At 45.0% G+C, this 21144-nt stretch carries 15 protein-coding genes, 1 pseudogene and 1 riboswitch; of the genes and pseudogenes, 3 read left to right on the top strand and 13 right to left on the bottom strand.

Going from position 1 to position 21144, the window contains the following annotated elements; translation table 11 throughout:
- Positions 1–542: 542 nt before the first annotated feature.
- Entirely contained in the window at positions 543–3251 is a 2709-nt protein-coding gene (malT, locus tag AACV12_RS13790; protein ID WP_170900537.1) for an HTH-type transcriptional regulator MalT, read from the top strand.
- Positions 3252–3313: 62 nt separating this feature from the next.
- On the opposite strand, the gene AACV12_RS13785 is transcribed toward malT, so the two are convergent.
- Positions 3314–3670, bottom strand: a complete 357-nt coding sequence (locus tag AACV12_RS13785; RefSeq protein ID WP_026027197.1) for a YibL family ribosome-associated protein — start codon at positions 3668–3670, stop codon at positions 3314–3316.
- Between the two features lie 291 nt (positions 3671–3961).
- On the opposite strand from AACV12_RS13785, the gene AACV12_RS13780 reads away from it, so the two are divergent.
- Positions 3962–5623, top strand: a complete 1662-nt coding sequence (locus tag AACV12_RS13780) for a methyl-accepting chemotaxis protein (protein WP_019281765.1) — start codon at positions 3962–3964, stop codon at positions 5621–5623.
- Between the two features lie 130 nt (positions 5624–5753).
- Here AACV12_RS13780 and AACV12_RS13775 read toward each other — a convergent pair whose 3' ends face one another.
- The 5 genes and pseudogenes from AACV12_RS13775 to AACV12_RS13760 all read right to left on the bottom strand — a co-directional run bounded on the left by AACV12_RS13775 (position 5754) and on the right by AACV12_RS13760 (position 8813).
- A complete protein-coding gene (locus AACV12_RS13775; RefSeq protein ID WP_038148283.1) occupies positions 5754–6236 on the bottom strand; it encodes a YehS family protein in 483 nt (160 codons plus the stop codon).
- 119 nt (positions 6237–6355) lie between these two features.
- A complete protein-coding gene (locus AACV12_RS18105) occupies positions 6356–6736 on the bottom strand; it encodes a CZB domain-containing protein (RefSeq protein ID WP_405054803.1) in 381 nt (126 codons plus the stop codon).
- 42 nt (positions 6737–6778) lie between these two features.
- Positions 6779–7252, bottom strand: a pseudogene (locus AACV12_RS18100) (methyl-accepting chemotaxis protein); the annotation flags it as partial.
- Positions 7253–7588: 336 nt separating this feature from the next.
- Positions 7589–8245: a 3,4-dihydroxy-2-butanone-4-phosphate synthase gene (ribB, locus tag AACV12_RS13765; protein WP_013868190.1), complete on the bottom strand. Its 657-nt coding sequence runs from the start codon at positions 8243–8245 to the stop codon at positions 7589–7591.
- Between the two features lie 92 nt (positions 8246–8337).
- Positions 8338–8494, bottom strand: a riboswitch (FMN riboswitch).
- 181 nt (positions 8495–8675) lie between these two features.
- Complete coding sequence (locus AACV12_RS13760; RefSeq protein ID WP_013868191.1) at positions 8676–8813, bottom strand: hypothetical protein; 138 nt, start codon at positions 8811–8813, stop codon at positions 8676–8678.
- Between the two features lie 146 nt (positions 8814–8959).
- On the opposite strand from AACV12_RS13760, the gene AACV12_RS13755 reads away from it, so the two are divergent.
- Positions 8960–10858: an SgrR family transcriptional regulator gene (locus tag AACV12_RS13755; protein WP_170900536.1), complete on the top strand. Its 1899-nt coding sequence runs from the start codon at positions 8960–8962 to the stop codon at positions 10856–10858.
- Here the strand turns inward: AACV12_RS13755 and AACV12_RS13750 are convergent.
- The 7 genes from AACV12_RS13750 to putA all read right to left on the bottom strand — a co-directional run bounded on the left by AACV12_RS13750 (position 10855) and on the right by putA (position 20948).
- Complete coding sequence (locus tag AACV12_RS13750) at positions 10855–12270, bottom strand: aldehyde dehydrogenase family protein (RefSeq protein WP_170900534.1); 1416 nt, start codon at positions 12268–12270, stop codon at positions 10855–10857. The genes AACV12_RS13755 and AACV12_RS13750 overlap by 4 nt on opposite strands.
- Before the next feature lie 21 nt (positions 12271–12291).
- The gene (locus AACV12_RS13745) at positions 12292–12774 is read right to left on the bottom strand and encodes an Lrp/AsnC family transcriptional regulator (RefSeq protein ID WP_010317305.1); all 483 of its coding nucleotides are present in this window, start codon (positions 12772–12774) and stop codon (positions 12292–12294) included.
- Between the two features lie 221 nt (positions 12775–12995).
- Positions 12996–14885: a methyl-accepting chemotaxis protein gene (locus AACV12_RS13740; protein WP_013868194.1), complete on the bottom strand. Its 1890-nt coding sequence runs from the start codon at positions 14883–14885 to the stop codon at positions 12996–12998.
- A 218-nt stretch (positions 14886–15103) separates the two neighbouring features.
- Entirely contained in the window at positions 15104–15331 is a 228-nt protein-coding gene (locus AACV12_RS13735) for a hypothetical protein (protein WP_013868195.1), read from the bottom strand.
- 215 nt (positions 15332–15546) lie between these two features.
- The gene (putP, locus tag AACV12_RS13730; protein WP_017044927.1) at positions 15547–17037 is read right to left on the bottom strand and encodes a sodium/proline symporter PutP; all 1491 of its coding nucleotides are present in this window, start codon (positions 17035–17037) and stop codon (positions 15547–15549) included.
- A 68-nt stretch (positions 17038–17105) separates the two neighbouring features.
- A complete protein-coding gene (locus AACV12_RS13725) occupies positions 17106–17804 on the bottom strand; it encodes a 1-pyrroline-5-carboxylate dehydrogenase (RefSeq protein ID WP_017042347.1) in 699 nt (232 codons plus the stop codon).
- Positions 17805–17825: 21 nt separating this feature from the next.
- Entirely contained in the window at positions 17826–20948 is a 3123-nt protein-coding gene (gene putA / locus AACV12_RS13720) for a bifunctional proline dehydrogenase/L-glutamate gamma-semialdehyde dehydrogenase PutA (protein ID WP_170900531.1), read from the bottom strand.
- Positions 20949–21144 lie beyond the last annotated feature (196 nt).

The raw sequence follows: 21144 nt of genomic DNA, 5'->3' as shown, positions 1-21144 counted from the left end.
GTGCATCAGCTACGCAAGGTCGGCATCCTCCTAAAAATGACCTCGTTTAGGAGGAGAGCTCAGGGCGTAGAGGGCGAGCACCAGAGTCGCAGTGATCTATCTCTCATTCGTTGCACATAGCGGTTCATAAGCAGTGATTGTGATCACATCACCTTGCTCACTAGCCTAAATACCGCTCATGACGCTAAGGTTTCGATCGGGAATATCAATCTCTCAATATGAGAATTGGCTCTCAAAAAAATGAGCTTCATTTACAAATTACATGAGATTTTGTACATGCTCAGTTTTTATATAGCGCATAACAAAGAAGTTTTAGTGATTAAAGTCACAATTACAGGGCGTAGATGATGAGTAAATGTGAATCCTGCAAGAATCTCGGGATGGATCAATAAACGTGCGTCACGACATCAAGTAACATCCACACAAAATGAGTGATAGTTCACTTGTGTACTCCTAAATAATGATGCTCTTCTTACTAAGCACCTCCAAAGCTGGGATCAGCTTTTAAGTCAGTAACAAGAACAATAAATGGAATCTGGAAGATGTGGATACCTTCTAAGCTTACTCGTCCCGGCCGCCTACACAACGCCATCGTTCGCCCGCGTGTGTTAGAGCTGCTTGCCCAAGCACCTTGCTACAAACTCGTGCTATTCCGCTCGCCTGCTGGTTATGGAAAAACCACCATGGCGGCCCAATGGTTATCAGACAAGACCAATGTGGGTTGGTATAGCATTGATGAAAGCGACAATGATGCGTTCCGATTTATCAACTACTTACTGCAAGCGATTAATAAAGCGACTCAGCAAAGTTGTCCAAATGCCCAGAAACTGGCCGAGCGACGCCAGTTCTCTTCTTTACACTCGCTATTTAGTGAAGTGTTTTCGGAAATGTCTGGCTTTAACAAAGAGTGCTATGTGGTTCTCGATGATTACCATTTGATCGCCGATGACGATATCCACGAAGCGATGCGCTTTTTCCTCAAACACATGCCAGACAACCTAACGCTGGTCGTCACTAGCCGTGCCACACCACCATTAGGCACGGCCAACTTGCGCGTACGCGATTTGATGATAGAAATTGGTAATGAGCTACTCGCCTTTGATACAGAAGAAACAACACGCTTCTTTAATCAACGGGTCTCTGATGGCGTGGATGATGATACTGCCAACAACTTGTGCACCTATGTCGAAGGCTGGCCCTCTGCACTGCAATTGATTGCCTTACAAGCACAGCACCAAAAGCGCACGTTGGCGCAGACAGCGGAGTCGGTATCGCAGTTTAATCATGCACATTTATGGGATTACTTAGTTGAGGAAGTGTTTGATCTACTCGATAAAGAAACGCGCCAGTTTTTGATGCAATGCTCGGTGCTCGATCACTTTAATGACGTGTTAGTCTCTGCACTCACCAAACGTGACGATGCGCTGAGCATGATTGAGTCGCTCAACCGCTATGGTTTATTCATTTATCCACTGGAAGGTGAGCACAACTGGTACCGGTTCCACAACTTATTTGCGGAATTCCTCTCTCATGAACGCTTGGCGCGCATCCCGCAGCAGGAGCACGATCTGCACCGTGCCGCCGCGCACGCTTGGTTGCAAGAAGCTACACCTCATCAAGCGTTGCGTCACGCCACGCTCGCCAACGATACTGACTTACTCGCTACTATCTTGACGCAATTTGGCTGGAAGATGTTCAACCAAGGCGAGCTTTTGGCTCTCGAAGAGGCCATTAACCAACTCTCCCCCACTCAGCTCTATCGCGAGCCTAAACTGTGTATGCTACAAGCTTGGCTGGCTCAAAGTCAGCACCGCTACTTTGACGTTGGGGATCTGCTGACCAAATCGACCAACGAGATGAAAGCGCTTAATGTTCAGCTCAGCACCAAAGAACAAGGCGAATTCAATGCCCTGCGTGCTCAAGTCGCGATCAACCAAAATGAGCCAGAAAAAGCCTTAGAACTTGCGGAGTTAGCACTCAGCCAACTGGATCACACCGTTTACCGCAGTCGTATTGTCGCCACTTCAGTCGTCGGCGAAGTGAACCACGTGCTCGGTCAATTAAGCCGCGCACTCTCGATGATGCAACAAACCGAAAAGCTGGCACGCCAGTATCAGGTTTACCACCAAGCGCTATGGGCATTACTACAGCAAAGCGAGATCTTGATTGCTCAAGGTTATGTGCAAGCCGCTTTTGAAGTACAAGATATTGCCTTCAAATTAATTGAAGAGCAGCAATTACAGCAAGTGCCATTGCATGAATTCTTACTACGGATACGTGCCCAAATCCTGTGGTGCTGGAACCGCTTGGATGAAGCGGAAGAGTGCGCTTATAAAGGACTACGCGTATTGGGCAACCACTCTCCCAGCAAACATCTGCACAGTTATTCTATGCTGGCACGTATTGCTATTGGCCGTGGTGAACTCGATAAAGCGGGTAAGTTCATCGAACAAATACAGCACTTACTGAAACAATCGACTTATCACGTAGACTGGACAGCGAATGCTTCGCTCTCACTGATTCTATTTTGGCAAGCTCGTGGCAATGATGAAGCAATGTTGCAGTGGCTCAAGACCACCATTCGACCAGAAAAAGCATGCAATCACTTTTCACAGCTTCAATGGCGTAATATTGCTCGAGTTCAGATTCACTTAGGTCATTTGGAAGATGCGACTGAAACTTTAACGTTTATGCAGCACGAAGCGCAAACTTATCAGTTGATTACTGACCTAAACCGTAATTTGATCCTCGAAGCCGTTCTAGCCACCACAGTGCACAATGAAGAAGTGGCGAAAGAGAAACTCAAAGAGGCGCTACAGTTAACCAATCAGACGGGTATGGTGGGTAATTTTTTAATCGATGGTTCGCAGATCGGCCACTTGTTGGAAAAACTCTCTAGTCGATCCGAATTGGGAGATCTGGAACGCCACCGCGCACAACAGTTAATGAAAGAGATCTCTACCACTCAGCGCAGCCGATCAGTCCATTTCGACGAAGAGTTTGTTGAGAAGCTGGTTAATCACCCAAATATTCCTGAGCTGGTTCGTACCAGCCCACTCACTCAACGTGAATGGCAAGTATTGGGGCTTATCTACTCTGGGTTTAGCAATGAGCAAATTGCACAAGAGCTGGATGTCGCAGGAACCACCATCAAAACCCACATCCGCAACCTATACCAAAAACTGAATATTGCTAACCGCAAAGAGGCAATCCACACCGCCGAGAATTTATTGCAACTTATGGGCTATTGAGTCGCAGGTACGATCAAAAAGAGCCAGATAATCTGGCTCTTTTCTGTCGTAAAAAATGACGGTTAGAAGGTTTTTGGAGCGAAACCAGTCATCACTTCTAAACGCAGTTCTTTGCCCATTGTTGTCATCGGGTGTACCACGATTAAACCTTTAACTGACTTTTTCAATTGACCTAAATCCGCCTGTTCGGCTTTGGTCAACTCACGAGAAAATGGCATATCAAGCAAACTCTTACGCTCTTTGCTCACCGTATAATTTTGCTTGTGTTTTGCTTGAGCGAGCTTTTTCGTCAGTTGTTCTACTTCATCGGTAAATTTGCTGATCATTACTTGATCGCCACGACCTTTAGCCGCATCGAGCTTATGGCGACACGTATCTAAACGGTTATTGAGTTGTTGAATTTCATTTTTCAGGCTCATGGTCACTGGCTCTTCGAAAGTAAAGTGGGCGCGGAGTATATCACAGCCTATCTATACTCTATATAGAAATTAAGCTTAAACCGGTGAAATGAAAGCCACTGGCAAGTCATAGAGGGCATAACAACTCTACTTAGCATTCCAATTTGACATAACACCCATTTTTCATATGAAAATATGCTCTTTGTAAGACGCGGTGCCGCAAACTTAGCTAAGCTATATTTATAACAACAACGAGCATGTCAACCGTCAGTTAAAGTACCAAGGCCAATAACATAACAACAGGAAATAACCATGAGCCTGACTATTCGCCAAAGACTCTATGTGCTATCCATTGTTCCGCTACTGATTATTTCGTTAAGTATGATGTATCTCAGTTTTTCAGAAACACAAAAACTGAATCACGAACAAATGGCCGCTACCCGCGCTAGCATGATGGAGATGAAACAAAATGAGCTGCGTTCATATCTGCAAATTGCCGATACAGCGCTCAAATCACTCAAACAAAAGAACGCTCCCCTCAGCGAAGCCATCACCATACTGCGTGACATCGCGTTTGAAAATAGTGGCTATATCTTTGGCTACAATAGCAAAGGGGATCGACTACTACTGGGCCAAAGTAATGCTGGTTTAGGCGATAACTTTTGGAACATGCAAGATACGCATGGCAACTATTTAATCCAAGATTTAATCAAAAATGCCAAAGTAGATAAGTTCACTACCTACTATTTCCCCAAGCCGGGAGAGACGACACCACTACCTAAATTGGCCTATTCTACCTATTTACCACAATGGGATCTAACGATAGGCACTGGCTTTTACACCGATGATATTGATGCCGTAATCGCCAACATGGAAACACTCGCTGCGGAAAATATGCAAAGCAGTTTAGTCAATATCGGTTTGATGAGCTTGATCATTATCCTCATCGTCGGTTTTTTCGCCATCATTTTAAATCGCAGTATCATGCGTCCTCTCGAGCTATTTGATTTATCGATTCGTTCATTTGCAAGCGGTGACGCTGATTTAACTGCAAGAATGGAAAAATTCAACGCCCCTGAATTTGCAAGATTAAGTGATAACTTCAATGCCTTTGTCTCCAGCTTGCAAAGTATCATTGCGCGCGTGCACCAAGTTGGGCAACAGGTTGTGGATGAAACCAATGACATGACACAACGAGCACAACAAGTTGACGCCATTGCATCAGGGCAACGTGAAGAGACCGATCAAGTAGCGACAGCGATGACAGAAATGACCACGACTGCAACAGAGATCTCGAACAACGCCCATCATGCCGCTCAATCAGCAAAAGATGCTGACGACAACGCCAAAGATGCCCATGAGATTGTTGATTCGGCCGCACAATCGGTACAGGATCTCGCCAAAGAGGTCGCTGAAGCGAGCCTTGTGATTTCAAAACTGGAAGGCGATGTGAAAAACATTTCGTCTCTACTTGCGGTTATCCAAGATATTGCAGAACAAACCAATCTACTGGCGTTAAACGCAGCGATTGAAGCGGCTCGCGCGGGCGAGCAAGGACGAGGATTTGCCGTAGTAGCAGATGAAGTCCGAAAATTAGCCAGCCGTACCCAAGACAGTACAGGACAAATTCATGCCATGATCGGGCAACTGAAAAATGCCTCTGATGCCGCAGTTAAAGCGATGGATTCAAGCCAAAGCCGTAGCTTAAGCACCGTAGAAAAAGCCAATGCCGCATCGACAGCATTACAAAAAATTCAAGACTCTATTGCCACGATTATGGATATGAACGCGCTGATCGCAACTGCAACAGAAGAGCAAAGCATTGTTGGGCAAGAGATATCAGAGCGTATTGTGGTGATATCTGATCAAAGTAGTCAATCGGCTGAACTGGCTAATCAGAACCAAGCGGGTAGCCAACAGCTGAATAGCCGAGCCAACGAACTCTATGAGTTGGTAGACCGCTTTAAAGTTTAGCAAGAAGAGGTAAAACTGATATTCGTAAGCGTCAGAATGAAGATCGTTGATCATTAAAGTAAAAAAGCCATGTCGACATGGCTTTTTTCAATGAAGAGATCCCTAATGACTTACAGGAGATTTCTTTGGTTTAATCGATTTTTTCTTGATATTCGCGTTTATCTTCTGGACGCAGTTGACGCTGGACACCCATTAAAAAATTACGCAGGATCTGATCTTTACATTCACGGTAGTGTTTATTGTCAGGCTTGCGGAAAAATGCATTGAGCTCGTGCTTACTTAAACGAAAATCGATGAAAGCTAATGTGTCTAAAATATCTTCTGCTTTCATATCCAGCGCAATACGCAATTTCATGAAAATCATATTATTGGTTAAGCGTGTTTCAGGCTGAGGTTGTTCACCATCGCGTTTACCACGCTTTGTATTGATTAAGCCATTGAGAAATATCGCTAGATCCACATCACTCAACACAGATTCCGTCTCTTTGTTTAGCCAAGTAGTCACTTGCTCTTGAGTAACGCAGCCGTCCGCCGCAGCAAAAATCTCAACCATAGCTGAGTCTTTAAAGTCAAAAGTGTAGCGAATACGGCGTAAAATATCGTTATTGGTCAAAATAGATCCTAGGGTTAGATTTCCAGTGCCATCAAGATGACAGACTGTGAAGAAATAGCGCGCCACTGTAGCAGAAGAGCGATCGGACACCTATCTATTTTACGTAATACCGTCTGAGTTTAATGTGTGTTTACTACCTCTTTTAGTAATCGGTCTATCGAATCAACCACCGATTTACTGGCCAATTCCATAGTATCAACTTGCTTAATCAGTTGTGTCCAATCACCATTCTGACCAGACTTCAGTGCACTCTTTCCTGAATCATGCACCAATTTATGAGGAGCATTCAAACCAGCAAAGCTGGGAAGCTGGCTGTATTCACGCGCACCATCACCCTCAAAATACCATTTACCTAGACGGCACTCTTGATGAGTATTCATCCCATGTTCAAACCGACGATTGAGGATGTGATCGTACACTTCATTTTTCCAAACTGCGTGATCCAATTTCACCGTATCAAGGAAAGAACACGCCGTCGCAATACGAATAACTTCTTGCATTTGTTTTGATTTGTCTAAAACGATTGTTACCGTCTGTTTTAATTCATTTGAAGCATTTTCTACTTCGATTGCACATTCTTGACTCTGATTCACTGAACCTTTAATACTTTCCGTTTGGTTCTGAACTTGCCCAACTAAAGATTCAATCTTAGTGCTGGCATCATTGGCTTTGGAAGCTAATGCCCGTACTTCATCGGCCACGACCGCGAAACCTCGACCCGCTTCACCTGCGCGTGCCGCTTCAATAGCTGCATTCAGTGCCAATAAATTGGTCTGTTGCGAAATCTCTTGGATCGTGCCGACTAACTGGCCAATCGAAATGGTTGTTTTATCTAGAACAGTCACCGACTCCATACTAGCGTGAGCGTATTCTGCAATTTTTTCTGCTCGAGAAGATAAGTGATTAATTGCTGTGCTTGTCTGACCAAAAATACTATTCAGTTGCTTCAGTGATTCGTTCTCACGCAATAAATTCTCAGCATTGTGAGCCAGACCAGAACGGATGGCTTCTAGCATGTGGCTACCACTCAAATGGCTGGCCATCAAATCAGACTCTAATTGAGTTGATGTACGCAATAAGGCCAGCTGTTCTTTTAGCTGCTGAATTTCATATTGCCACTTTTGTTGCTCAAGTCTTTGCTGTGCTTGTAATGCAGCTATCTGAGCCTTCAAATCATCATTTTCTTTTTGCATTTTCTTATTAAATAGCATGCTCAACCTCGGCAAAAATAACATCGTCAATCTACATAAGTTTAATCGAACGTTAATAATTTTATGCACTTCTCATTTCAAAATGAGCAGATTAAATCGGAGTAATGTGAAGGGACGCACCTAGCCTCCCTTCGACATTCATTAAGCCTGTTTGAGTTCAAGTCTTGTTCGATACAGCACCATATCTTCAATCGTCAATACAGGCATATTGTGCTTTTGCCCGAACGCAACGATCTCGGGTGTTTTGGCCATGGAACCGTCAGGATTGGTGAGTTCACACAATACGCCCGCAGGCATTAAACCTGCCATTTGCATAAGATCAACCGTCCCTTCTGTATGCCCACGACGAGCCAAAACGCCCCCCGCCCGAGCGCGAAGTGGGAAGACATGGCCGGGGCGTGCAAGATCATCGGCTTTAGCATCAAAGCGGGCCGCGGTTTTTATTGTGGTCACTCGGTCTTGCGCTGAAACGCCCGTGGTTACACCTGTTTTTGCTTCAATCGAGACAGTAAAAGCGGTTTGGTTTGCGCTATTGTTATGCATTACCATCGGGGGCAGTTGTAGTTGATTAGCCTGTTCATCGGTCAAACATAGGCAGACGATACCACTGCATTCACGGATCATCAGTGCCATTTGTTGTGTGGTCAGTGACTCAACCGCATAAATGATATCGCCTTCATTTTCACGATCTTCATCATCAAGCAACAACACGCCTCGCCCTTCTTTAAGCGCAGACAGTGCGTTTTCAACACGAGTAATAGGGTCGCCAAATTTGGCAAGTAGAGATAGCTGATTCATGGTTGTACTCCTAAAAAATCACCAGAATCAGGGCTGCTATGAGGGATCAAATCCAAAACAAATTGCACCAGTTAACGAACTAACTGGCGTCTCTTCATTCTCTCTCATCCGGACTATAACCGTCGGCTCTGGTTTTTCACCAGATCTGCTGACCTCGATACATCGAGCGCTCGCGGGCTCATCTGCCTTCTCAACTGAAAAAACAAACACACCGCCGGTGGGGAATTTCACCCCGCCCTGAGAATTTAAAATATAAATTGGCTTTAAAAAAGCGATGTCATGGTAGTCGTTTACGATAAAGATGAAAAGTAGGACGAAGAAAAAGTGATGTGCATCGAAAAGGAAAGGCATCCTGCAATTATGCAGTTGGGGGTAACAGGAGCATAGCTAACTCAAGAGTTTAGGGTATGCAAGATGCCTTTATTCATGGTCACCAGTGACATAAATGAATCAGAGCTAAAATCGCCATTACCTCTATAGGGTTACGTGATTTTTCTAAACGCTGGCGGTAATAGATCGCCAGCGGTGTTGGCTGTTTGGTGTCAGTCGTTATGGGGTCGTTCATCATTCACCTCCTCAGCTATCGATGTGTTGATTGTGAATCAAAATAAGGAATACAAAAACTGAGAATTTTTTATTTTTTTAATTCCTCATATCATTGAAATTGACCTTAAAACGATATTTAAAAACTAAAAATCAATAAATGAGGAACAAATGATCATTAATATTTCTTATTTAGTTCTTCATAAATTCGCTACTATACCCAAACAACTTGACCATCAAGGAGGGCAAAGCGCAAGGCCGTGCGAAGAACTGAACTGCCTATCTCTTCCCTTTCATCCAGAGGATTTGCGAGTGTCTGATCTTACTTTATTACGTTATTACACACGCCTGACCGTGCTTGGTGTGGGTCAAGAGATTAAAGTGTCGTTAACACAGGTTGCAGAATGTTTATTCACCTCACCGCGTCATGCACGAAATCTGGTGGCTAAAATGCAGCAACAAGGTTGGCTCAAGTGGCAACCCAAAGTCGGACGTAACCAACGCTCGATACTGCGCCTGAACCTCGATTTAGACACAATCAAACAAATGCTCGCGAAAGAGCAAATTTTGGCTGGGAAATATGAAAAAGCCTTAACCATACTGGATAATGATGAGGTAGTGTTTGGGCGTTTGCTGCAAAGCACTTCCGGCGCATCTATTCGCGAAGGTCGCTTACACATTCAACTGACGTATAAACGACCATTTGAACGGCTAGTGCCCCATCAAATACAACGTAGTAGTGAGCGATTTCTGCTCAGGCAAATCTATTGCTGCCTCATCCAGTGTGATGAACAAGGACGCTTTCATCCAGAATTAGCCCATCACTGGGAGTATGATGCGCAACATTTTCAGTGGGTATTTTATCTTCGCCCCGGATTAGCGTTTCACGATGGCTCACCGATTGATGCTAATACGATCGTGAGTTTATTTGCCAAACTCTCTAGTTTGGAAGAGTACAAAAAAGAGCTCGCGCATTTGGTTGATGTAAGCGCACCACAACCACAAAAAGTAGTATTTTCTCTTAATCAATCTGATTTAGGATTTGCAGGGTTGCTCTCTGGCGTCAAATATTCAATTCAACCAGCCAGCCAAGTGAACAATGCATACTCCCCAATGGTGACAGGTTGTGGCCCATTTCAAGTTCAAGATCACTCACCTCACAAACTCATTTTAAGCGCATTTGACCAATTCTATGGCTGCCGAGCTTTAACGGATCACGTCACAATTTGGATTTTAAATGAAGACGAGTTGTACCCTCAAGGCATGCATATCAAACAAAAAAATCAGCAACAAAACATCTCTTGCCACCACGATGTAGAGCTGAGTAACGTTGAAGAACTGGCGATCATCACCTCTAATCAGTCATCAAGAGTGGAAGATGGCTGCATGTTTATTTTGTTCAATCAAGGTGCTCATTCACCTCTTAATGAAAATCAGAAACGCTACCTAGCTACCGAGATATCTGGAGAAAAACTAGAGCACTATTTAGCACAACAACCAACTAAGTTTGACGCAGTCGTTGCCAGTAACCTACTGCCAGTATGGCAACCTGTGGTGCGACCACCAGCGCCTAAAGCAAGCCTGCCAAATCAAATCTCGATTGCCGTCTATGACTACACGGTACTGATTCATTGCGCCTTCGGTGTGAAACATATTTTAGAAGAGATGGGGCTGGCTGCTGCCGTCAACATTTACTCCTACCGAGAATTGAATTTTCTGGCCCAGCAAGGCAAATTGTACGAGACCATAGTTATCACCAATATTAATTTAGATGACAACCGGCATTTCAGTGCATTTAGTCACTTATTTGGCAACCCAATGTTACACCATTGCATTGGCCCCGCAGAAAGCCAATGGCTGCTCAAAGCGTTAATCGACATTCGATCAACGACACCATTGACACACTACCTTATCGCGTTGGAACCGCTAGCATCGAGTTTGATCAACGAATACTGCCTCGTCCCTTTGTTCCACCATAAGCAAACATTACGTTTTCAGGGTGTGCTCAAAGACGTTGCACTGACCAACTGGGGATGGCCTGATATTAAAAATGTGTGGTCCATTGATTAGCGAATAAATAGCCTGCGTAATATTGCCAGCATCACTAAACGATAACGCAGCATCCACTGGCTACGTGGCAACCAACGCTTAGAAAACAATACGGTTTTGGCGTGTGAAAAGGTCTTAAAACCTTCAATCCCGTGATAGTGCCCAACCCCAGAATCGCCAATACCGCCAAAGGGGGCATCATCGGCGGCCACATGTAACAGAGTATCGTTCACAGCTAGGCCACCACTATGCGTTTGTGTACTAACCTGTTTGATCACCTCGTGATCATCACTCATTAAATATAAAGCTAACGGACGTGGGCGAGCGTTGATATAAGCTATCGCTTCATCCAAACTGTGATAACTCAATATCGGCAATATGGGGCCAAATATCTCATGTTGGGATAACAACATATCAACCTTCAAATTCGTCACTAAGCAAGGCAAAAATTGATACGTTCCCGCTTTTGCATCGCCTTCTACGGGATGCAATGTGGCCCCTTTTTGTTTAGCATCGTCTAAGTATTGTTGCAGCCTATCAAACTGGGTTTGATTAATAATATGTGACGTATCATAGCCATCTTTAGTGGAAAAATAGCGCTTAAAGCGTTGCAGATAGAGCTCCACAAAGGCTTGTTGTTTTCCTTCCGGCAGTAAAACATAATCAGGAGCAACACAGATTTGCCCTGCATTGATGGCTTTGCCAAGCATGATGTTATCAACGCTGCGCGCAAGGTCAGCATCAGGTGCAATGATCACGGGGGATTTTCCACCAAGCTCTAACGTTACTGGTGTTAGGTTTTTCGCAGCCGCTTGGGCAACCAATTTACCTACCGGTGTTGACCCCGTAAATAACAGATGATCAAAGGGTAACGCACTGAACTGTGCGGCAACGTCAGCCCCACCTTCTACAGTATCAACCGCTTCATCGACCGTCGCAAAAATACGCATCAACACTTGGTTGGTGCAAGGCGTATGTTCGCTCAATTTGACCATAGCGCGATTACCTGCCGCCAATGCTGTGACTAATGGAGCCATACTGAGCACGATAGGAAAATTCCAAGGCACAATCACCCCCACAAGGCCCAAGGGTTGATAGTGAACGCTCACTGTCGACGGCAATAATAGCCAACCTGCATGACGCGATTGCGATTTTGTCCACGATTTGAGGTGTTTTAGCGTGTAATTAATGTGTGAAACGGCCGGTAGCAGATCGCAAACCGTACTATCAAAGCGACTTCGATAACCATAATCCTGATTTAAGGCCTCAACGAGCGCGGCCTGTTCACTGAGTAACGCGGTTTTTAAGCGCTGCAACCAAATACGTCTTTGCTCAAGGCTAGGATACGGCTCTGCTATTGCCTGCTGTTTTAATCTAGTAAAAAGTGTCGTAACGTCTTTAGTTAAGGGCTGTTGCTGTTCTGTTTCTTGCACCGTATTTCACCTCATTCGCAGCTAAGGCAGCGTCTTGGAAATGAGCTCAGGATTAATGCCAAAGCTGGCTTTATGTTCTTCAATCACAAATTCACTGCGCGTTTGAATCACTCCCGGCAATGTCCCCAACTTGCCAGACATAAAACTTTGGTAGGCTTTCATATCTTTCACCCTCACTTTGATCATGGTGTCAAAATCACCGGACAATGAATAACATGCTTCAATTTCTGGAATGTCCGCCACTGCTTGTGAAAAACGCTCAAAAATAGAGAAACTGGTTTGATCCAATCGAATATGAATGAACACTTGCACATCCAGACCTAACTTTTCTGGGCACAGTTCTGCATGGTAGCCTTTGATATACCCTTCCTTTTCTAAGCGTTTAACACGATCAGAACAAGGAGATGTGGTTAAATTCACCAACTTTGCTAGCTCAACAACGGGAAGCCGTCCTTTACTGTGCAAAATACGTAAGATCTGTTGGTCGATGCGGTCTAGGCTCATGGTTTTGCACGGCGCTCTCAAAAGAAGTGATATGGCATACAATAGTGGCTTACAGCGTTAAACCAACCTATCATCACAAGGCATTGTGATATAAATCACATAGAATAGAGGAACGTATAATAAAAAGACTGAGGAGAAAAAAGGAAAAGAAAGTGAGCAAGCACCCACTTTCTTGGTTGTAATCTATTTATCGCCTCTTTACTTTGAGTACGTTGAGATGATTACAGTTTGAAACGAGAAATTTCTTTATCTAACTCATTCGCTAAACGGTGCATTTCATGAGCTTGTTGCACTGCATTTTGCGCATCACTGGCGAGTTGGTCGCTGACTTCACGTACCGATTCGGTGTTGCCATTAATATCCGCTGTCACCAAAGATTGCTCTTCTGCTGCTGATGCAATTTGTGTCGCCATATCACTGATCATCTGAATGGCTTCGCTGATTGCGTGTAAGCTTTCTCCTGTATGGTTCACATCTTGCACACTTGTTTCGACCAGTTTATGGCTTTCCGTCATGACAGAAACAGCATTGGTCGTTACCTTTTGCAAACCGGAAATTTTAGACTGGATCTCCTCGGTAGAGGCATGAGTACGCTGAGAAAGCACTCGGACTTCATCAGCTACAACGGCAAAGCCACGACCTTGCTCTCCGGCGCGCGCCGCTTCAATCGCCGCATTCAAGGCCAACAAATTTGTCTGCTCTGCAATCGAGCGAATGGTCGACAGAATGGTTGAAATCTCATTAGCGTGCACTTCTAATTCACCAATGATGCCCACAGCACTGCTAAGCTCTTGTGCTAACTGATTGATTGACTGTTTACTTTGTTGCATCTGGCGATAGCCTTGTGCGCCAAGCTCAACCGATTCATTGGCATTTTTAGCGGTATTATCGGCATTGCCCGCGATTTCAGCGGTCGCAGATGCCATTTCAGTTACCGCAGTTGCAACCATAGTAATTTCATCTTGTTGAGTGCGAATCCGTTCACTACGTTGACTGGCTGAGCTTGCGGCCTGTGTCGCTCCTTGGTTAAGAGAAACGGAAACATCACGCACGCTTTGCACCATGACATGGATGCGATCGACAAATTTATTGAACTTATCCGCTAAGATACCGACTTCATCATCACTGCGAACGGCTAAACGACGGGTTAAATCGCCATCACCTTCGGCGATATCTGACAAAGCTTGAGCAATATTACTCAACTCATTCAACTGACGAGCGACGAACCATGAGGTTGCTAATGCCAAGATCACTAAAATCATCAAGCCAATCAAGCTCTGTTTCAATAGCATGTCATTGAGTGGCTGTTCAAGAACCGTTTTGTCCATCACCATAACCAACAGCCAGTCAGTATGTTCAATACTTTGCGCCATCAATACTTTGGCCTGACCATCAATATCAACAAAGAGTGGTAATTGAGAATTTGCCGCCTCTGATATGCTTTGAATGGTCAGTTGTGAGGCCATTTCTTGGGTAGGTTTTAAAATAAGCTCTTGATTGGGATGGGCAACAATTAGCCCCTTGGTATTCACCAAAATAGCATTGCCCTTCCCGGGAACCTCAATAGCTAAGACGTCCTTGATCAATTTACCCAAAGCTAAATTGGAAGCGGCGACGCCAATCAGTTGGCCATTTTGACGGACAGGTTCTGCCAATGTCACCACTAAGGTTTGCATGGTAACGCTGACGTAGGGGGCGGTTGTGATCGGTTTACCCGCGACTTTGGCTTCTTTATACCAACCACGCTCACGAGGATCATAACCATTTTGGTTACGCGATCCGTCATTGCGGATCATATCGCCCTGTTCATTACCGTAATAACTCAGCCCAAACTCACCAGACTCCAAGGTTTGGCGTAGGTGAGGAACAATGTCTAATTGTGGATTACGCTCGATTTCGTTTTTTAATCCTAGCAGCGTTTTTTGTTTGCCATTAAACCAGTCACCAATCCCTTTTGCATGAGCCTGTAATGTATTACGCGCTTCACTCTCAATCGCTCTCCAGCTGTCGGTTTTAAAGGTTTGATAGCCAACCATAACCAATGCAGCGGCTGTCAATGTAATAGCAGCAACCACAGAGAACACCATTTTTCTCTTTAAACTCAATTGCATTGCAATGCTCCTTGAAGCTTGTTCACCAAAGTAATGGGCTTGAGAGTATTACAACTATGGATTATTACTTTGCCTAAGTTCCCAATACTTGACACTCGTGCAATAGAACGGCACGTGAATGTGCACTAAATCAAACTTAGTCAGCCGAATAAAAGCAAAATTATCTTTTGAGCGAGAGGCGCACTACGCCAAAAAACTTAGCGCAGTGCTGGAAGTATTTAGAGAACGCGGACGCGTGAGAAGTCGGTGTGGCTTAATGTTGATGGGTGATTACATACTCGGCAAAAACCTTGCTTTTCCATTTTGTAATGAGGTTCACCTTGTATAATGAGCGCAAAAAACTTTTGAACACCTTGCCACGTTGAACAAGGTTCTGACTGACAGCGCTTCATCACGACTTTATGTGGTGTCTCTTTACGACAACAGGTGCAATAAGCTTTTGACATGGTCCAATAATCCCTACAATTTGCATCATTATTGATAATTGACACATTTTGCGCCTACAGGTTCATTTTTCTCAAACTTTAGTGTGTGTTTCGTGAGCTATCTTCAAAAAACGTCCATCCCAATCTCCTTATTTTCTGCTAAGCACACTACACAATCTAACCTGTACAAAAAAGCCCCTCAGAAAGGGGCTAGTTATTGAACAACGGTATGAATGTCAATCTAGTTCAACCAGCTGCTTTTTAAAGGTCACGTGCTGTGCTCTCACGCTCTCTTCGGGTTCAGCTGTCGCTAAGCTCACCACAACGATCGCAAGTACAGAGAAAATGATCCCAGGAACAATTTCATACACATCAAACCAACCGCCAGACAGTTGTTTCCAAACCACAATGGTCACGCCACCAACAATAATGCCGGCTAGTGCACCATTGCGGTTCATTCGAGACCAATAAAGGCTCAATACCACTGCAGGGCCAAATGCGGCGCCAAAGCCCGCCCATGCATACGAAACTAAGCCGAGCACGGAACTATCTGGTGTCATGGCCAGCACTAACGCAACGATAGAAATTAGAATCACAGCAAAGCGGCCAACACGAACTATCTCCTCCGACGTTGCATCTTGCTTGATGACTTGCTTATAAAAATCTTCCGCTAACGCAGAGGAAGAAACTAATAATTGCGAGTCAGCGGTACTCATAATTGCCGCAAGAATAGCCGCAAGCAAAATACCTGCAATAACTGGATGGAAAATCGCATTCACTAGCAGCATGAAGATTTTTTCACCATCTGCCAGCTCCAGCGAACCTGTGTTCGTCACATAAACAAGCCCAACTAAGCCAACCAACAAGGCTCCCGCCATGGATAAACCGGTCCAAATGACCGCAATACGACGTGCAGTGGTGAGATCTTTATTTGAGCGGGAAGCTTTAAAGCGCGCCAAAATATGGGGTTGACCAAAATAACCAAGCCCCCATGCCATTAATGAGATAATGGCAACACCCGTTAACGGCTCACCTTTCACATCATGCCACAGCGTTAGTAGCTCTGGGTTTATTGCGGATAGATCTTGACTCAGTTGACCCAAACCACCGTTGATTGCCGCGATGGGCACAATCATTAATGCCGCTGCCATCAATAGGCCTTGCACTAAGTCAGTCCAAGAAACGGCTAAAAATCCACCAAACAGTGTATAAGACACCACACAAATGGTGCCAATAATAACTGCGGTTGAATAATCTAAACCAAATACCGTTTCAAATAGTTTACCGCCAGCCACAAGGCCAGAACTGGTATAAAAGAGGAAGAACAGCAAAATAAAGAAGGCTGAAATGGTTTGAATCAGTTTAGATTTATCATTAAAGCGGCGTGATAAAAATTCAGGTAATGTTAATGAATCTGTCGTGATGCTATAAGTGCGCAAGCGCTTAGCATTTACTAACCAGTTCGCCCATGTGCCCAATAATAAGCCACCCGCTAGCCAGAAAGCCTCAATACCAGCGGCGTACGCGTAACCAGGTAAACCGAGCAATAACCAACCGCTCATATCAGATGCACCCGCCGATAAAGCCGCAGGCCAAGGGCCCAGTGATCGCCCTCCTAAGAAATAATCTGCGGAGTTCTTCGTTCGAAGGTATGCAACCACACCAATAGCCAGCATCAAAATAAGATACAGAATAAAGGTGGTTGTAATAGCAAAGCTATTTTCCATTGTGTTTGTCCTCTTTAAAAGATCGCCTTCCATGTCCTCTTCCGAAGAAGAGGATAAAACAGAAAGGATTAATGGGTTTCGCTACCAAGCTCAAGCAAGGTCGCATTACCACCCACTGCTGTTATATTTATTGTGCGAGTACGCTCGGTAATAAAGCGCAACGATAAGTGAGGATCATGAGCCACGGGGATCGCGCTCAAGTCCGTTTCAGAAACTAGGCTGACAATCGCACCATTACGATCAGCTAGCTGACGGTTGAGGCTACGCTCAACCGAAGTGTTCCCAACGTAACCTACACTTCGAACGTCCGACGCCATCAACGGATGATAAGCATCAAAAGACGTAAACTGAATGAGATTAGTAGGGAGTGTTGACTGCTCAAATGCCGCTTGCAGTGTTCGAATCAACATCGCATCGTCACTACATAAGACGACGCTATTGCCTGCCACAAGAGCGGCACAAAGCTGAGCTGCCACCGCCTGTTGCGCTTTATCACTGTGTTCACCTTGGATGATCACAGCCACGCCCCGACCTGCGGTGTATAGCTCATTGGTTTCTCCAGTAGGACCGATCAATTGATGCGAATGCGCCAACAGCGCCGATGCCTGATGAAGATGGTAAGAAATCACTGTTGCCAGTTGTGGCATAGCGCTTTCTAGTAGATTTTTAAATGAAAGTAAGCACTCACATTTAGAATCAAAATCGGTGATATTCCAATTTTCCCATGCTGAAAAAGCGTCAGAAAAACGTGTTACTTGATGAACCATGCTAATTCTCCTGAGCCTTTATTACTGAGAAAATTCAGTTTGAGTAAAACGGTATAAGTAATGTGGGCCACCTGCCTTTGGTCCGGTACCAGAAAGCCCCTGCCCACCAAATGGTTGCACGCCTACCACCGCACCCACTTGATCACGGTTGATGTAACAGTTACCTACTCGGGCGTGTTTTTCTATCCAACGATATGTCGTTTCATTGCGGCTATGGATCCCCATGGTTAAACCAAAACCAGTTTGATTAATTTGCTGCACTACATCGGCCAGCTCACGCGCTTTAAAGCGCACGATATGCAAGATCGGCCCAAATTGCTCTTCGGTTAAGCAGTGAATATCTGAAATTTCAAAAGCCGCTGGCGGTACAAAATCGCCGTGTTGGCACTCCGAACTGAGTTCTAATTGCGCAACTTTGGTCTGTGTCTTGGTCATCTGTTCAATGTGAGAGAGCAACTTTTGTTTGGCTTTTTCATCAATAACAGGGCCGACATCTGTACTGTGGAGGTAAGGAAGACCAATCTTGAGCTCATTCATCGCACCATGAATCAAGCTGATGATGCGATCGGCAATATCCTGTTGAACAAATAGCACTCGTAATGCAGAGCAGCGCTGCCCGGCCGAAGCAAAGGCAGAACGAATCACATCTCTCACCACTTGCTCGGGTAAAGCCGTACTATCAACGATCATCGCATTTTGCCCACCCGTCTCTGCAATCAACGGCACTGGCGCGGCGTCACGTTGAGCGAGAGCTTGATTGATGCGTTGCGCGGTCGCCGTTGATCCAGTGAACGCGACACCTGCAATGGCAGGGTGAGAAGTCAGCGCACTGCCAATTTCTGCACCACGTCCAGGTAACAATTGGATAACGCCAGCAGGAAAGCCAGCTTCCAGCATCAGTTCCACGGCACGCGAAGCAATCAAACTGGTTTGTTCTGCGGGTTTGGCAACGACCGTATTACCCGCAACTAACGCTGCCGTGATTTGCCCAAGAAAAATCGCAAGAGGGAAGTTCCATGGGCTAATACACACGAAAACACCGCGACCTTCACGGCTTACTTTTCGCTTTTCATTATCAAAACTCGTCACTTCAAAGGGTGTTAACGCGGAAACTTGTTTGGCGTAATAGCGACAAAAATCTACCGCTTCGCGGACTTCATCAATGCTATCGTGAATGGTTTTCCCTGCTTCGTGATGACAAATGGCGACCAGTTCAGCCAAGTTCTCTTCGAGTAAATCAGCAAGTTTATCAAGTTTGCCCGCGCGAACGCTGTGCTCTTCTTGCTTCCAAGCAGCAAAGGATTGCTCCGCTATTGAGATAGCTTCGGAAACATGATCAAGGTTGGCAAATACCACTTGTCCAACATGCTTCCTACGGTCATACGGCGCAGTCACAACTTCCGGCGATGCCCCTGCCTTGATCATGCTTTCGAGTAGAGCAACACCATTGATGATAGGAGAAGCATGCCACTGTTTACTGAGCCAACATTCTACTTTCGCTTCAAAAGGCGTTGCCTCACTTTCAATATCAATATTGACGCCATGGGAATTAACGCGCTCGGCAAAGATATGCGGTGGCAAAGGGATTTTGGTATTTGGTAAAGAATCAAACGAGAGCAACATATCGACGGGATGTTGCGTTAACGTATCAATAGGACAACGGGCATCGACTAAACGATGCACAAACGAACTGTTCGCACCATTTTCAAGCAATCTACGAACTAAATAAGGCAGTAAGTCTTTATGACTACCTACTGGAGCATAAATTCGCACCGATTGTTGATAGGCTTTCATTGCATGATGATAAAGAGCATCACCCATGCCATGCAGACGCTGGAACTCAAAATCTTTGTGTTGTGACATCACCGCAATCGCGGTCACGGTTTGTGCATTATGACTGGCAAATTGAGGGAAAATATGACCACGAACGCCCTCACTTAAAAGAAAACGAGCGCAAGCCAAATAGGCTACATCAGTAGCTTCTTTACGTGTGTATACCGGATAGTTGCTGTAGCCACTTTGCTGAGACCACTTCACTTCACTATCCCAATACGCCCCTTTGACTAAACGCAGTGGGATCACATCACCTTGCTGTTTCGCCAACCCATTAAGCCAAACTAAAACGGGTAAAGCGCGCTTAGAGTAAGCTTGTACAACTAAACCAAATTTCCCCCACCCTTTCACGGGCTCACTGCAATATATCTTTTCAAATAGCTTTAATGACAGCTCTAAACGGTCTGCTTCTTCTGCATCGATAGTGATCGCCACATCCAGCTCGATAGCACGGGCTAAAAGCTGTAGCAGTGTGCTATAAAGCTCGCTCAGCACGCGCTCTTGATTAGCCACTTCATAACGCGGATGCAATGCAGAAAGCTTGATTGATACGGACGGTGCCGGGCTGGTTGATAAGCCATATTTCTCGCGGCCAACCGCCTCAATCGCCATCAAATAATCTTTGAAATATTTATTGGCATCGGCCGTGGTTAACGCCGCTTCACCGAGCATATCAAATGAATAGGTATACCCTTTATCACGCATAGGACGGCCATTTTTTTGTGCTTCTTCAATGGTTCGGCCTAGCACAAATTGGTGGCCCATCACCTTCATCGCTTGGTGCATCGCCTTACGAATCACTGGCTCAGAAAGCTTATTCACTAGACGATTAACCGCCTGCGTTGGACTAGTCGTATCCACATCAGCAAGGCCAATCACTTTACCAGTCAGCATCAACCCCCACGTGGACGCATTGACAAAGACAGAGTCAGAATTTTTCAGATGAGATTTCCAATCCGCAACGCTGAGGCGATCTTTAATAAAAGCATCCGCGGTTTCCGCATCGGGAATGCGCATCAGAGCTTCAGCCAAACACATCAACAAAATACCTTCTTGCGTATCTAAACTGTACTCAAGTAATAAGGCATCGATCATTTGCACCGCTTTTTTGTCGGCTCGGATCGCTTCGATTAACTGGGTTGTTTTATTTAATATCGCCGATTTTTCTGATTCTGTAGCTGTTGCCAGCGGTAATAACTGCTTCAGCCATTGAGATTCGTCCACCATATAAAGTGGAGAGATCAGCGACCACAGCTTATCAAGCGGTTGCTCGATAAACTCTGCATTCAACACATCTGTTGCTGTAAACATGCGTTTTCCTCAATCTCACTCCCGAAAAAGGTCGGGTTTCCTGCAATGGCTGGCAGTGTATTTTGAGCGCGAGAAGAATACTTGTCAAAAACTCCGAGTTTTTTGCTAAAAACTCTGGCTATTAACAAAATAAAAACACAATCACATCAATTGACATCATGTACAAAGCAGAAAATAGCAACATTGTTTCCAAAAT

It is taken from the genome of Vibrio sp. 2-2(8) (assembly GCF_963888495.1).
Classification (GTDB): Bacteria; Pseudomonadota; Gammaproteobacteria; order Enterobacterales; family Vibrionaceae; genus Vibrio; species Vibrio anguillarum.
Note: the sequence above shows the minus strand (reverse complement) of the source record. Positions and strands in the feature narration are given on the sequence as shown.

Coding starts and splice junctions, on each gene's coding strand:
- malT (WP_170900537.1), top strand. CDS start 543: ATGTGGATACCTTCTAAGCTTACTCGTCCCGGCCGCCTACACAACGCC.
- AACV12_RS13785 (WP_026027197.1), bottom strand. CDS start 3,670: ATGAGCCTGAAAAATGAAATTCAACAACTCAATAACCGTTTAGATACG.
- AACV12_RS13780 (WP_019281765.1), top strand. CDS start 3,962: ATGAGCCTGACTATTCGCCAAAGACTCTATGTGCTATCCATTGTTCCG.
- AACV12_RS18105 (WP_405054803.1), bottom strand. CDS start 6,736: ATGCAAGAAGTTATTCGTATTGCGACGGCGTGTTCTTTCCTTGATACG.
- ribB (WP_013868190.1), bottom strand. CDS start 8,245: ATGAATCAGCTATCTCTACTTGCCAAATTTGGCGACCCTATTACTCGT.
- AACV12_RS13760 (WP_013868191.1), bottom strand. CDS start 8,813: ATGATGAACGACCCCATAACGACTGACACCAAACAGCCAACACCGCTG.
- AACV12_RS13755 (WP_170900536.1), top strand. CDS start 8,960: ATGATCATTAATATTTCTTATTTAGTTCTTCATAAATTCGCTACTATA.
- AACV12_RS13745 (WP_010317305.1), bottom strand. CDS start 12,774: ATGAGCCTAGACCGCATCGACCAACAGATCTTACGTATTTTGCACAGT.
- AACV12_RS13740 (WP_013868194.1), bottom strand. CDS start 14,885: ATGCAATTGAGTTTAAAGAGAAAAATGGTGTTCTCTGTGGTTGCTGCT.
- AACV12_RS13735 (WP_013868195.1), bottom strand. CDS start 15,331: ATGTCAAAAGCTTATTGCACCTGTTGTCGTAAAGAGACACCACATAAA.
- putP (WP_017044927.1), bottom strand. CDS start 17,037: ATGGAAAATAGCTTTGCTATTACAACCACCTTTATTCTGTATCTTATT.
- AACV12_RS13725 (WP_017042347.1), bottom strand. CDS start 17,804: ATGGTTCATCAAGTAACACGTTTTTCTGACGCTTTTTCAGCATGGGAA.
- putA (WP_170900531.1), bottom strand. CDS start 20,948: ATGTTTACAGCAACAGATGTGTTGAATGCAGAGTTTATCGAGCAACCG.